Source organism: Antarcticibacterium arcticum (assembly GCF_007993795.1).
GTDB lineage: Bacteria > Bacteroidota > Bacteroidia > Flavobacteriales > Flavobacteriaceae > Gillisia > Gillisia arctica.
The window spans coordinates 2319438-2333439 of record NZ_CP042476.1 but is presented as its reverse complement, the minus strand read 5'-3'; the positions used below and the strand labels follow the sequence as shown (position 1 = coordinate 2333439).

At 39.5% G+C, this 14002-nt stretch carries 10 protein-coding genes; 1 reads left to right on the top strand and 9 read right to left on the bottom strand.

Translation table 11 applies throughout. The features are described 5' to 3' along the window. The first annotated feature begins 7 nt into the window (after positions 1 to 7). The gene (gene acnA, locus FK178_RS10505; RefSeq protein WP_146834621.1) at positions 8 to 2743 is read left to right on the top strand and encodes an aconitate hydratase AcnA; all 2736 of its coding nucleotides are present in this window, start codon (positions 8 to 10) and stop codon (positions 2741 to 2743) included. Between the two features lie 21 nt (positions 2744 to 2764). Here the strand turns inward: acnA and FK178_RS10500 are convergent, their stop codons facing one another. The 9 genes from FK178_RS10500 to FK178_RS10460 form a co-directional block, all read right to left on the bottom strand. Then, a complete protein-coding gene (locus FK178_RS10500; protein WP_168194586.1) occupies positions 2765 to 4030 on the bottom strand; it encodes an NAD(P)/FAD-dependent oxidoreductase in 1266 nt (421 codons plus the stop codon). Positions 4031 to 4232: 202 nt separating this feature from the next. Further along, the gene (locus FK178_RS10495; protein ID WP_146834618.1) at positions 4233 to 5270 is read right to left on the bottom strand and encodes a helix-turn-helix domain-containing protein; all 1038 of its coding nucleotides are present in this window, start codon (positions 5268 to 5270) and stop codon (positions 4233 to 4235) included. Between the two features lie 168 nt (positions 5271 to 5438). Beyond that, complete coding sequence (locus FK178_RS10490; protein ID WP_146834615.1) at positions 5439 to 7811, bottom strand: heavy metal translocating P-type ATPase; 2373 nt, start codon at positions 7809 to 7811, stop codon at positions 5439 to 5441. Positions 7812 to 7960: 149 nt separating this feature from the next. Further along, a complete protein-coding gene (locus FK178_RS10485; RefSeq protein ID WP_146834612.1) occupies positions 7961 to 8188 on the bottom strand; it encodes a hypothetical protein in 228 nt (75 codons plus the stop codon). A 71-nt stretch (positions 8189 to 8259) separates the two neighbouring features. After that, entirely contained in the window at positions 8260 to 9483 is a 1224-nt protein-coding gene (locus FK178_RS10480; protein WP_146834609.1) for a hypothetical protein, read from the bottom strand. A gap of 115 nt (positions 9484 to 9598) precedes the next feature. Continuing rightward, positions 9599 to 10324, bottom strand: coding sequence for an iron-sulfur cluster repair di-iron protein (gene ric, locus FK178_RS10475; RefSeq protein ID WP_146834606.1), 726 nt, complete (start codon positions 10322 to 10324; stop codon positions 9599 to 9601). Positions 10325 to 10504: 180 nt separating this feature from the next. Then, positions 10505 to 11323: a universal stress protein gene (locus tag FK178_RS10470; RefSeq protein ID WP_146834603.1), complete on the bottom strand. Its 819-nt coding sequence runs from the start codon at positions 11321 to 11323 to the stop codon at positions 10505 to 10507. 233 nt (positions 11324 to 11556) lie between these two features. Then, positions 11557 to 12594 (bottom strand): response regulator, encoded by a 1038-nt coding sequence (locus FK178_RS10465; protein WP_146834600.1) that lies wholly within the window; start codon positions 12592 to 12594, stop codon positions 11557 to 11559. 7 nt (positions 12595 to 12601) lie between these two features. Continuing rightward, positions 12602 to 13843, bottom strand: a complete 1242-nt coding sequence (locus tag FK178_RS10460) for a PAS domain-containing sensor histidine kinase (RefSeq protein WP_146834597.1) — start codon at positions 13841 to 13843, stop codon at positions 12602 to 12604. Positions 13844 to 14002: the final 159 nt, after the last annotated feature.

Genomic DNA, 14002 nt, shown 5'->3' with positions numbered 1-14002 from the left:
ACCTGTTATGAATTATGAAATTGCTTCCCTTAGAAAATTGCAGGAGGATGGTGTTAATATCGATCGTCTTCCTTTCTCAATAAGGATCCTTCTTGAAAACGTCTTAAGAAACCACGATGGATTTGCCATTACAGATGAGCATTTGCAAACCCTCACGCAATGGAATGCCGCGGGAACAGATAAGGAAATTCCTTTTAAACCTGCCCGCGTTCTTATGCAGGATTTTACCGGTGTACCTTCCGTAGTAGATATTGCCTCCCTTCGGGCAGAGGTTATACGCAAAGGAGGGGATGGAACAAAGATCAATCCTGTAATTCCCGTAGACCTGGTAATAGATCATTCAGTACAGGTGGATTATTTCGGAACAGATTATTCTGAAGGTAAAAATGTTGAAAAGGAGTATGAGCGCAACAGTGAACGCTACAAGCTTTTAAAATGGGGACAAAAAGGGCTTCATAATTTTACAGTGGTACCTCCCGGAATGGGAATTTGTCACCAGGTAAATCTTGAATATCTGGCTAAAGGGGTTATAGAACGCGATGGCTGGGCTTTTCCCGATAGTTTGGTTGGGCTGGATTCCCATACTCCAATGGTTAACGGGATTGGGGTGTTGGGCTGGGGTGTAGGAGGAATTGAGGCCGAAGCAGCTATGTTAGGACAGCCTGTATATTTTACCTGTCCTCAGGTGGTAGGACTAAAATTGACCGGGCAAATCCCGCAGGGCTGTACCGCTACAGATATGGTGCTTACCATAACCCGCCTATTGCGCGATGTGGGAGTTGTAGGCAAATTTGTTGAGGTGTTTGGAGATGCCCTGGATCATTTAACGGTAACAGACAGGGCTACCATCTCTAATATGTCTCCGGAATTTGGTTGTACCGTCACCTATTTTCCAATAGATGACCAAACTCTTGATTATATGCAAAAAACCAACCGTACTCCTGAACAAATACGGTTGGTAAAGAATTATTGTGAAGAGAATCTTTTATGGCGTACAGGAAATGAAGCCATAGAATATTCTGAAGTTGCCGAGCTCGACCTTAGCAGTTTAAGGCCAACTGTCTCAGGGCCAAAAAGGCCACAGGATAAAATTTTTGTAGAGGAACTTAATACTAAATTCATAGACCTATTACAGGATGAATTCTCCAGGGGCTATGTGCCGGTGCCAGACCGGCAGGAAAACCGGTGGCTTGCCGAGGGTGGTTCTCAAACTGAGTATACCGAACAGGAGAAACACAGCTCGCCGGAGGCAGAGGTTGAACACCCCAACAATTTACGGTCTGTAAAAATAAAATTCAAAAACGCTGAATACCGGCTGAGCGATGGGAGCATTGTTATAGCTGCTATTACAAGTTGTACCAATACTTCTAATCCCACGGTAATGGTTGGGGCAGGTCTGGTTGCCCGCAAAGCCTTATCCCGTGGTTTAAGAACCAAGTCCTGGGTTAAGACAAGCCTTGCGCCGGGATCCAAGGTGGTAACTACCTATCTGGACAGGTCGGGGCTTTCTGAAGATCTGGATGCCCTGCGGTTTCATACCGTGGGATATGGATGTACTTCCTGTATTGGAAACAGCGGGCCACTGCCTCCTCATATTGCCGAGGCGGTAGACAAAAATGAGCTGGTGGTAGCTTCGGTCCTGTCGGGTAACAGGAATTTCGAAGCCCGGGTACACCCCCAGGTAAAAATGAACTTTTTAATGTCTCCCATGCTTGTGGTGGCGTATGCCCTCGTGGGCCGGGTAGATATTGATCTTATAAATGACCCGCTTGGATTTGATCCCAACGGGGAGCCGGTTTACCTAAAGGATATCTGGCCTACTCAGGAGGAGATCAACCAAACAATTAAGGACAGTATGAGGGTTGAGGATTTCAAAGATGTGTATGATGTGATCTTTGATGGAGAAGAGCAATGGCAAAAGCTTCCAACTGCTGAAGGGAACCAGTATATATGGGAAGAGAATTCCTCTTACATCAAAGAGGTTCCATTCTTTAAAGATCTTAGTGAAGATCCTGAGCCCCCTCAAGACATTCATAACGCAAGAGTGCTGTTATTTTTGGGTGACTCTGTAACAACAGATCATATTTCTCCTGCCGGTGGATTTAAAGAAAGTTCGGCTGCAGGAAAATATTTAAAGGGCAAAGGAGTTGACCAAAAAGATTTCAATTCCTATGGTTCCCGTCGTGGAAATCATGAAGTAATGATGCGCGGAACTTTTGCGAATGTTCGAATAAAAAACAGGATTACAGATAAGGAGGGGGGGTATTCCACCTATTTTCCTACCAATGAAACTATGACGGTGTATGATGCCGCAATGAAATATGAAAAGGATAAAACTCCTCTGGTTATAATCGCGGGAAAAGAATACGGTAGCGGTTCTTCCAGGGACTGGGCAGCCAAGGGTACCAATTTATTGGGGGTAAAGGTGGTTCTAACGGAGAGTTTTGAACGCATTCATCGCAGTAACCTGATGCAAATGGGGGTTCTTCCGCTGGAATTTATAAATGGGCAGAATGCCGAAAGCCTTGGGATCACAGGAAAAGAGAAATTTTCCTTCACAGGAATAGGAGAGGACCTTACCCCGGGTAAGATTATTAAAGTAACTGCCGAAAGAGAATCTGGAGATAAGTTTGAATTTGACGCTATTTCCCGTCTGGACTCTGCCATTGAAGTGGCATATTATCAGAATGGGGGAATCCTGCAGTATATCTTACGCGATTTCCTTAGCAAGATAAAAAACTAGGTACCAATAAGAAGGGTTCTTTTATTTACAATCGGCACGATCTGTAATTAACTGGACCCCTCTTTTAAAGGTAAAATAGTTCCACATCCATTCAATGAAAACCCGCAGTCGGTTGCGAAACCCTATCAACAACAGGATATGAACGGCCGACCATAAGAACCAGGCAAAAAATCCGCTGAATTTAAATCCTTTAATATCTGCAACTGCTTTGGCTCTTCCCACGGTGGCCATTTGTCCTTTGTCTACATATTTGAAAACCGGTTTGGTGCCGTTTGTGGGGAGCCCTCCGGCAAGAATTTCTCCCAGGAATTCACCCTGCTGGCTGGCTACAGATGCAAGCGCGGGCAATGGATTCCCGGCTTCATCTTTATAATGCGCCGCATCGCCAAGAAGAAATATATCGAGATAATTGGGAATGCTAAGATCCTGATTTACAATTATCCTGCCCAATCTATCCTTTTCAGCCGGGATCGAATCAAGAAGTGGCGGGGCTTTTATTCCCGCTGCCCAAATTATATTGGCGGTTTCAATGACCTCATCTTTCAAAAAGACTTTATTTTTTTCGATACCTGTCACAGGGGAATTAGTAAGTACTTTCACTCCCAGGTTCTCCAGCATTTTTCTTCCCTTGTCGCCTAAAGGTTCCGGAAAACCATTTAATATACCTCCCGTGGCTTCTATTAAAAAAATACGGATTTCCTCTTCCTTCAGGTTTTGAAAATTATACCGCATACTGCGCCTGGCAATCTCGGCAATAGCGCCGGCCATTTCGACCCCGGTAGGGCCACCGCCAATTATTACATAGGTGAGAAATGCTTTGCGAAGCCAGGGTTCTTCCCTTTGCTCTGCTTCTTCAAGAGAAAGCAGGATCCTTTCCCTTATCTTAAGTGCATCTCCAATTGTTTTCAACCCCGGAGCATTATTTTCCCAATCGTCATTTCCGAAGTAGTTATATTTTGCCCCCGGTGCCAGGACGAGTTTGTCATAATTAATAATTCGGCCATCTGTAAGGGAAAGAGAATGGTTTCCTGAATCTATTTTTTCCACCTCTCCCAGTAATACCCTCGCCCTGGAATGTTTACCAAGAATTGCTCGAATTGGAGCTGCTATATCCCCCGGGGAAAGTGCGGCAGTTGCTACCTGATATAGAAGTGGCTGGAAAAGATGGTGATTGGATTTATCTATAATACTTACCCGGCCGGGATATTTTTTCAGTTTCTTAGCGACTGAAAGTCCCGCAAAACCACCACCAATAATTACAATATGCTCGTTTCTCTTGTCCACCATTATCAGGAATATTTTGTCTTAAAGATATTAAATATTGCAGTAAGAGATATGCCTGCAGGTAGGTTCAAAATGGCTACACAGCGATTAGGATTTTTTTTTGCCAATTGTAATGTACAACTGGAAATGCGTGGAAGGAGTTGTCTTTCAGTGAGTTTTTGAAATAAAAAATCCTGAAGTGCCTGAATTTTAAAAGGAACCCGGCTTAATTTTCATCTTCTGGTGTATCCTTCTCAGCGGTAGAGCGCAGAAAATATTTTGGGCTCACATGGTATTTTTCTTTAAAGATCTTGGAGAAATAACTTCTGTTATTGAGTCCAATTAAATTCACTATTTGAGAGATGTTATTATCTGTAGATTCCAGCATTTCTTTTGCAGCTTCCAGTTTAAGTTGCTGCATATATTTGTTTACAGTAAGCTCAAACATATATTTAAAACCTTCCTGAAGTTTATTCACATTGGTACCTACCTCATTGGCGAGATAATCTATTGTTAGATTGGTATCAAGGTTCGCTTTTACGATCTCTATGGCTTTTTTTACATTTTCAATATCCTTTTGCCGCAGGATCTTCGGGAGGTGATCTTCCCTCTGGTCATCCATATACTGGGCGATTTGAATAACAAGCATTTCATATAATTTTCCTTCTACAAACACCGATCTAAGGAAGCCCAAAAGTTTTTTCTCATTAATCTCATCCACAATATCGGCAGCCTTAATGCTGTAATTTCCCTGATAGAAGAATTTTTTTTCGGCTTGAGAATCCCGGAAAATCTCTTTTAAAACAGGGTCCAGACCTTCAAAATCATAATTATTCCGGTGGCTGAATTTTGCCCTTATTATCTCAATACTGGAGACATGAACTTTTTCATTTGCCTTAAAATTCAGAATATGCCCATTGTTTCCACTGCTGGATACAATTACATTCTGGAACGTATTTATGGTATTCATTTCATGGTCCTCTTCAAAAGTATGATCTACACGCCCTTCCGAACAAAAAATAAATTTTAACGGGTGGGTATTATTTACAGAGAACAGCAGCTCAAAATCTTTGAAGAAGGTAAAGTTATAATCAATAATTCCAATCCCGGAATCAAAGCTCGTACCCCTTATATAGCCTTCACCAAGTTGTGAAGGCAATTCAAGTATTTGCTCCCCGCTATCTTTTTTAATAGGTATGTTAAATTGCCTGGAAAGGTCTTCTATAATTTCCTCTATTGGTAAGGCTTTTACTGTGATCTTCATGGACATTTTTTAATAATAAATATTTGAAAAATACAGCATCCCTGTGATGCAAAAAACTTTTTCAAACAGGAAATTAAAACATTTAATTCCCAATATGTATAAAATTTTGTTATATGTTGAGAAGTCTCCAACAAGTGGAATTAGAAAGGAGGATGGAAGGTAAAGGAATTATTTTATCTTCCTTCCAATAAGGTTGGTGCACAAAGTGGCAAATATTATTATACTTATAGAGCTTAAGGGCATTAAAACAGCTGCTATAATGGGTGATAATTGTGCCGTGACAGCAAAATAGAGACCTACGATATTGTATAGAAACGAAAGTACAATACTTACTTTTATAACGTTAACGGAAGATTTGGAAGCCTTTATAAATTGATATAATTTGTCAAATTTGGAAGCATCCAGAATAGCGTCACAGGCGGGGGAGAAAACATTTACATTTTCTGAAACGGCAATTCCAACATCACTTTGGGCCAATGCACCGGCATCATTCAGGCCGTCGCCCACCATTATGGTTGTCATTCCTTTTTCTTGCAGAGAACTTATATACTTTAATTTATCCTTTGGTTTCTGGTTGAACATGAAATGGGTTTTTGCAGGCAGCAGTTCCTTCAGGCGCTCTTTTTCTCCTTCATTATCACCGGAGATAATACTTAGGGAATATAATTCTTCAAGATCTTTGAAAACCTTTGACACGCCCTCACGGTATTCGTTATAAAAGATGAATTTCCCTTTGTATTGATCGTTGGAACTTATGTGTACCGCCGTATTAAGGGAAGTAGTTCCTAAAGATTCTCCCACAAATGCAGGGGAACCTACTTTTATTGTACTTTCTTTATGGCTGGCTGTTATTCCCTGGCCAACCGTCTCACAGTATGCATCAAGAGGAACTATGTCGTATTCGGCCAGAAGTTCATAAAGCGTTCTGCTTAAAGGGTGGTTGGAAGATCTCAAAGTGGTCTTTAAAAGCCTTTCTTCATCTGGGGAAAGGAGAATTCCTTCATAATTAATACTGCTTTTTTTATTTGAGGTGATGGTACCTGTTTTGTCAAAGATCACCGCATTGGCTTTTGCAAGCTGCTCAATTACACCGGCGTTTTTAAGGTAGAATTTTTTATTACCAAAGATGCGCAACATATTTCCTAAAGTAAACGGGGTAGACATGGCCAGGGCGCAGGGGCAGGCTATAATAAGCACCGCGGTAAACACATTAATAGCAATAGATACATCATAAAACATCCAGTATGCTGCAGCGCTAAAGGCAATGAGCAACAGGACTATGGTAAAATATTTACTTATATGGTCAATAAGCCTGGTAAAAGCGTGTTCCTTATTTTTTTGAAAAATAGAATTGCTCCAAAGTTTGGTGAGATAACTTTGAGAAACGCTTTTAAGGGCTTCCATCTCAATACTTCCGGAAACCTGTTTCCCGCCTGCAAACAGTTTATCTCCCGGGTTTTTGGTTACTGCGCTCGCTTCCCCAGTAACAAAACTGTAATCTATCCTGCCATTACCATTCAAAAGGATACCGTCTACAGGTATCAATTCTTCATTTCTTATAAGTATTTTATCCCCCTTTTTTATTTCGTGTACGTGAATACTGTCTTCTTGTCCCGATGGTAGTATTCTTGTAATTCCAATGGGGAAATACGATTTATAATCTCTCTCAAAGGATAAAAAATTATAAGTTTTTTGCTGAAAGAATTTTCCCAGGGTAAGGAAAAATATTAGTCCGGTTAGGCTGTCAAAAAATCCGGTACCCCAGTCGAAAATAATTTCCAGGGTACTTCTTGCAAATAGCACCACGATCCCTAATGCAAGGGGAACATCGATATTAAGGATCTTTGCCCGCAGCCCTTTATAAGCTGAAATAAAATAATCCTTGGATACATAAAACACCACGGGTAAGGAAAATGCAAACATCAACCAGCGGAATAATCCTTTGTACTGGTCCAGCCAGAATTCAGAAACCTCAAAATATTCAGGAAAAGACAAAAACATTACGTTTCCAAAGGCAAAGCCGGAAACGCCTAATTTATAAATAATGCTTCGGTCTATAAGCTTTTTACCCGCTTCAGAATCATCCAGACTTATATAAGGTTCATACCCAATTAAGTTTAGGAATTCTACAAGTTCCTTCAGGGAAGTTTTTTTAATATCAAATGTAATGCGTACGTTCTTTTTAGGAAAATCTACCTGAGAGGCATTGATGCCCGGCTGTAATTTATATAGATTTTCCAGGATCCATATACAGGAACTGCAATGAATATGGGGTATATACAGGGAAACAATTCCTGTTTTTTCATCCCTGAATTCCAGGAGCTTTTCTACAATAAGATCATTGGAGAGGTAATCAAATTTTCCGTTGGACACCTTGGGAGAAGCCCCGGGAGCCTGTTGCATTTCATAATATGATGCAAGGTCATGAGTTGAAAAAATCTCATAAACAGTCTTACAGCCCTTACAACAAAATGACTTTTCATCATACAGGATCTCATCCCTTACAGGATCTCCACAATGATAACAAGTAGGACTGCTCATGCTTCACGAAATTTTTCAGGCAGCAAAGATTAAAAATGAACCCCTTCCAAAATATGATCAGGATCAGTCAATGAGTATTTTATGTATTTGTAGGGTTTAGGAGGTTTATGAAAGGCCAAATGTGAAGCCGGGGAAAAATTGAAGTTTTATTATCTTTTTTCCCTTCCTATTGGATGGTCTTCATACCAGTCCTTAAATTTTTTCTTGGTAGTATAATCATCTGTAAGGATCTTGTACACTGTAAAGATCAATAATAATTGCCCAATAAGGGTAAGATAAAAGATGAGGTAAAAGGATACTTCATAAAAGGCCATTACTGTAAGGACTACCAGCAGGATGGTAGTAGCAATAAGATAAAATATTCCGGACAGTCTCATAATATCAATTTACCTAATAAAAGGCTTTATTGCCGTTAAGAGAATAATAAAATGAATGCTTTCTGAAAGTTTTAACGCGATTTCGAGATATATCTCCGGGATTGCAGGTTATAATAAAGCAGTAATCCAATTGAAATGGGCATCAAAGAGCTTAGGCTTACCAGGAGAAGGAAATATTCTGAAAAAAAAGCCAAGCCCAACCACATGGCGGCTCCTTTGTAAAAGATCAATATTTCAGAAAGGATAAATCCTGTGAAATAAATATAGAAAATGCGTTTTTTAAGTTTAAGCAAACCAAAATAAACGAGGAATGCGAAAAGTGAAATACTAATCACCCCCAAAAATACCAGGTGAAGATAGCCTATAACAAAATCTGGATAGCGATAGGAAAGTTCGGCGAAAAACGGAAGTGCAGTGAGTAATTGCAATAATACCTTTACAATAAGGAAGGTGGCCGAAATTTTTAACAGCAGCCTTATTACAGGAGACATCTGGGTATGAAGGGTGCTCCAGCCGGGGGCGGTGAGTTTAAAAAAGTGATATAAGGCAATAATCTGGAAAAAACCACCTAAGACTGCGAGTGTATAAAATAAGGCAGGCGGTTTTACCCAAAGAACAGATAAGAAAAGACTTAAAACTACACCCGCATTCAGAAGATTAAAAAATCTGCGAAAATCTTTTTTGGGAATAAGAATGCCCGCCTTTTCCAGGATATAAAAAAACACTCCGGCAAGGGCTAGTATGAACCATGCGTTATATTGAAAATGCAGGTAAAAGTATATGGATAGTTTATACCAAATGGAAGTGTTTCCTAAAGTTGCCATTACCCCGCCTATGGCCCAGGGGCCAATACTGGATATTATAAGATAAATAAGCGAGGCTTTAATGCACCGGTATGAATTTTTGGCCTTGTAATGAACGGGAATTTTGGTTAGAAAGAACCAGGCCAGAAAATAGGAGGCTATTAGAAAAAGAGTAGAGAAAGTAATAGACAAGAAAGCATAGCCCTGGAAGGGAAAGGTTAGCATCATTCCCAGTATGGTGATATTTGTAAACCAGAAGATTCGAAGGTATGTTTTAAAATGGCCTACCTCTGTATAATACATTTTGTAAATAAGGGTCACAATTCCTATATATACCCATCCTAAAAGGGCAATGTGTGAATGCGCATGAACTACATACCTGAAATTAGCGGCAATGGGGGTCACGAAAAATAATCTTAGCAGTATTCCCAACAACCCAACCAGTAAAAAATAACCCAGGGCGATATTGGTATGCTGTTTTAACTTTACCATTTTATAAAAATAGGAAAAGAGGCCGGATTGAAATATGTTCTGTGCAAAAACAAAACAATTATCCTTTCGGCCCCTTGACAAACAGTAATTTGATTCTTTTTACAGTGAAATAGTTTTATTGTTGTCTTAATTCTTTTTCCAGTTTAAGAGTTTTAGGGAAAAGAATATTATTTTCCAGGTGAATGTGTTGATGTAGATCCTGCTCGAATTCATCTAATTTAGCATAAAATGCCCGGTAAGTATTACAAGCTCCGGCCGGTGGCGTGTATTGACTGCTCAATTTGGAGATCCTTCTCAATAATTCGCCTGCTTCCTCATGCTCGGCTTCCATCATTTTAATTGGGTTGTCTACGGTTCCAAAATGTGTTTCGGGCAGTTCACTTCCTTCATTTTTGGCTTTAACCAGTTTTTTTACAAAGGGGAAAAGTATCAATTCCTCCTTTTTCATATGTGCACTCAATTCTCCCGCAACTTCTATTAATAGATCCTGGATCTCATGTAATTCATGGTAGTGATGGCCGTGTACTCTTTTTACTTTTTCGCCATATTGTAATAATAGCGGAATACTTTCCGCCACATAAGCGTGGTGTATATTGATAATATGATCTGTAAGGAAATCAATAGGCCAGCTGTTATAATTATGCCCTCCGGTAACCGCATTTTCCACATGAAGTAGATCGTTTTCAAGGTCCTTTAAATTCACACCTTCCTTCTCACAGGCTTTTTTGACCGTAATACCACCACCACAGCAAAAATCTATTCCGTATTTCTTAAATACATGGGCGGTCTTAATGTTTTCTGTAACCAGCTCGGCTACTGTTCTTGTTTCCAGACTATTCATATCACATTCGTTTTAATTAATAATTAGTTTTGAATACAACAAAATTCAATAAAACCCATGACCCTGTTTATGAGTTGGCTCATAATAGCGCCCGCTGCCTAATTTTATTCATATGGTTTAAATAGAAATGCCCTGGACGTTCGTCACCGGGCAGTTTGAGTTAGGTTTTGTAATTTTATATCAATCATGCAAGATCAATAAGGGTAATTTTCTAATGAATGGGATTTGATGATTGTTATGATTTTTTAAAAGCTTTTGGCATAAATTGAGATTTTTGGCTGCCATCACTATCATGTCCACATTTTTATTGGCCCTGAAAAGGACCTTAGGATCTGAATCTTTAAGTGAATAAAAGGTTTGTATTTCAGGAATTTCAGGAGCAAGGGAATTTTTCAAATTTTCCCTGTTTATCATTTGATCTTCCGTGGGTTCTTTCTCTGTGGTATACAACTCCAGGATCTTTACCGAGGTTTTGGATAAATTGGTAAAGGATTTAAAACTTTCCAGCATTTTTGCGCTGTATCGTATCTTATAGTCTGTAGGAAAAAGGATTTCCTGATGAGGTTTAAAAACAGCGTTTTCTGAAATTGCCAGGGCAGGACATTTCACCTTCATTATAACATCTGAGGTATTCTTGCCGAGAATGATCTCTTTTTGGTTAGATGCTCCTTTTGTGCCCATAAGTATGAGGTCAATATTTTTTTCGGCCACCATTTCCCTTACTGCTTCAATAAGGTAATTGACTTTGTAGGAAATTTGAAAATGATGTTCAGGGTTTTTTTTAATTTCATTTATCCACGCCATAAGGTTCTCGAATTTCTCCTCGACATCCTCCGGAATTAGTTGATGGCCGTTTGCTAATTTTTCCGGGGTTGAAGGAGAAATGTGTAAGAAATGAAAAGAGCAGGGAATTCCCTCAAAAAACTGCAGGGCATAAGCTGCGGCATTCCTGGAGTTCTCTGAAAAATCTGTGGGCAACAGGATATTCATTTTTTTCATCTCTTATACTAGGCAAAAGTACCGGGAAAGCGAGGGTGAAAAAATGATTATGATCAGTTATTGAATGATTAGAAATTGCGGTAAGAAATAATGATTTTAAAGAGTAGTCCGGGCGCCCGGAGCCCCTGGTTAAGCTACCATCTTGCTATATTACACGCGGGGAGTTTATAAAACAAACGGGGAAAAATCCTGTAAATTTTTCCCCGGTAATTATTTTTTAGAAATCTTTTTTCCTAGCTTATTTTTTTTAGGGCTTCAACATCCAGAAGTTTAATGTTCCGGCCTTCAATTTCAAGCAAACCCTCTTTTTTGAATTCAGAAAGGGTGCGTATAAGAGTTTCAGAAGCCATTCCTGCCACACTGGCCAGATCACTTCTTGAGATCCTGATGCTTTGGGTGGGATGCCTTCTTATATTCTGAGAAAAAAGTAAAATAGTGCGTGCGGTTTTCTTTCGTACAGAGCCGTAAGCCATTTCCAGCAATTGCTCTTTAATTCCCGAAATATTATCTCCCATCACATCTATAAGGTCCAGGGTGATCTTGTTGTTCCTGGAAAGGATCTCCTTTAATTCTTCCTTGGAAACAGCATATACCCGGGTGTCTTCCATTGCAGTGGCATATTCTTCATAAGAAGCCGGCCTGTTAAAGGAAGTATTTCCAAAAAAGTCCCCCTCCTTATAAATTGAGGTAATGAGTTCCTTCCCGTATTGATCCATTTTGTGGCTTTTAACCACCCCGCGGTCTATGAAATAGAAATGAAATCCCTGCTTTCCCTCTTCATAAATTGTTTCTCCGGCTTTATAGTTTTGTTGCTCGTATTTTTTAACGAGTTCCCGTAATTCATTCAGGGTATTTATCTGGTTGGCAGAACTGCTTTCTTTTTCCTGAATATTTTTTAGAATGGCCACCTTTGCGAGCCTGCTCTCAATGGCACTTAATAATTCTTCTTCTTCGAAGGGTTTAGTGAGGTAATCATCGGCACCAAGGTCCATTCCCCGGCGTATGTCTTTATGTTCGGTTTTTGCTGAAAGAAAAATGAAGGGGATGTGTCTTGTTTCAGGGTCTTCGGCCAGGGCCTGTAATACTCCATAACCATCAAGCTCCGGCATCATAATATCACATATTATGATATCAGGTAACTCCTGTTTGGCCAGGGCAACTCCAATTTTGCCATTGGAACCGGTGATAACATTATAGTTGGACAGTTCTAATAATTCTGCGGTATTTTCCCGTACCACTGTATCGTCTTCTATAAAAAGTATCTTTTTCATATTAATTTTAATCTTTTATAAGAGGCAACTCAACAAAAAAGCTGGTACCTTCATTATCCTTGCTTTTAAAATAAATTTTTCCGCCTAAATTTTCAAGGTGGACTTTGGCGATATTGAGCCCAATACCCGTCCCCTGATTAAGCAGGGCATTTTCGGCTCTAAAATAACGTTCAAATATATGCTTTTGGTCTTTTTCTGGAATTCCAATTCCTTCATCCTTTATAATAAAGATGATTTTGTCTTTTTCAAGTTTAATATCAAAGTTAATAAGAGTGTCTTCAGGAGAATATTTAATTGCATTGTTCAATAAATTGGAAAGCACCAGTTCCAGGATCTTTTCATCCTGTCTCAAAATTATGTGATCAATATTTTGGGGGTATTCAATCTCCTGCCCGCTTTTTAGCGTAACATTGGCGTTATACACTACCTCATTAATCACTTTACTAAGATCAAAAGTGGTGTATTTATAATTCACCTTGCCAGATTCCAGTCTTTCAATAGAAAGAAAATCGTTCAGGATATTATCCAGGTAATGTACCTTGCTCTTTATAGTATTAAAGTGTTTTTCCCTTTTATCCTGCTGGTCTTCCAGCTTGTATTTACCTGCAAGTACTACAGATGTAAGGATCCCGCTTAATGGCGTTTTAAATTCATGGGACACCAGAGAAAGGAATTTGGTTTTAAGTTCATTAAGCTCTTTTTCCTTTTGAAGGGCAGCTTTGATGCGGTTTTCAGCCTCTTTTCTTTTTTTAATTTCCAGCTCCAGGTTGAGGTTGAGGTTTTGGAGTTTGGAGATGCTTTCTTCCAGCTCCCTGGTGCGCACCTGGATCTTTCCTTCCAGCTCATTGTTTAATTCCTTGATCTGGCGTTGGGTTTCTTTTCTAATGCTTATGTCAATTATTAAAGACATTACAAAAGTTTCGCCTTCTATCTCGAATGGATTTAAGCCCGCCTCTACCGGGAATTGGTCCCCATTCTTTTTTACCCCGTAGAGGTCACGCCCATGGCCCATCTGGCGTTTTTCTGAATGATGTAAAAAGCCCTTGAAATGTTTGGGGTGGTTATCTCTATAGCGGGTAGGGATCAAAATATTCAGGGGCTTATTGAGTAATTCCCCTTTGGCATACCCAAACATTTGATCGGCAGCAATATTACTTGCAACAATGTTTTGATGGCTGTCAACTACTATAATTCCTTCTGAAGCCGCTTCAAACAGCACATTAAATAAATTTTCTCCTTTCTCAAACATTGGCGCTTATAATAACTGAATAAATTTTCAAAAAGCGAAGTTACAAAACCTCCAACAAAATGATTTTATAACTTGGCCGCGTTAATTTATTGGAATATTTCGTGTTATAAAAATGAATTTATTGAAATAAAATTAATAGGAAGAAGGTAGGCTTTAGTT

What these genes read in the sequence shown, in the direction of transcription:
- acnA (WP_146834621.1), top strand. Translation starts at nt 8, where the DNA reads ATGAATTATGAAATTGCTTCCCTTAGAAAATTGCAGGAGGATGGTGTT.
- FK178_RS10500 (WP_168194586.1), bottom strand. Translation starts at nt 4,030, where the DNA reads ATGGTGGACAAGAGAAACGAGCATATTGTAATTATTGGTGGTGGTTTT.
- FK178_RS10495 (WP_146834618.1), bottom strand. Translation starts at nt 5,270, where the DNA reads ATGAAGATCACAGTAAAAGCCTTACCAATAGAGGAAATTATAGAAGAC.
- FK178_RS10490 (WP_146834615.1), bottom strand. Translation starts at nt 7,811, where the DNA reads ATGAGCAGTCCTACTTGTTATCATTGTGGAGATCCTGTAAGGGATGAG.
- FK178_RS10485 (WP_146834612.1), bottom strand. Translation starts at nt 8,188, where the DNA reads ATGAGACTGTCCGGAATATTTTATCTTATTGCTACTACCATCCTGCTG.
- FK178_RS10480 (WP_146834609.1), bottom strand. Translation starts at nt 9,483, where the DNA reads ATGGTAAAGTTAAAACAGCATACCAATATCGCCCTGGGTTATTTTTTA.
- ric (WP_146834606.1), bottom strand. Translation starts at nt 10,324, where the DNA reads ATGAATAGTCTGGAAACAAGAACAGTAGCCGAGCTGGTTACAGAAAAC.
- FK178_RS10470 (WP_146834603.1), bottom strand. Translation starts at nt 11,323, where the DNA reads ATGAAAAAAATGAATATCCTGTTGCCCACAGATTTTTCAGAGAACTCC.
- FK178_RS10465 (WP_146834600.1), bottom strand. Translation starts at nt 12,594, where the DNA reads ATGAAAAAGATACTTTTTATAGAAGACGATACAGTGGTACGGGAAAAT.
- FK178_RS10460 (WP_146834597.1), bottom strand. Translation starts at nt 13,843, where the DNA reads ATGTTTGAGAAAGGAGAAAATTTATTTAATGTGCTGTTTGAAGCGGCT.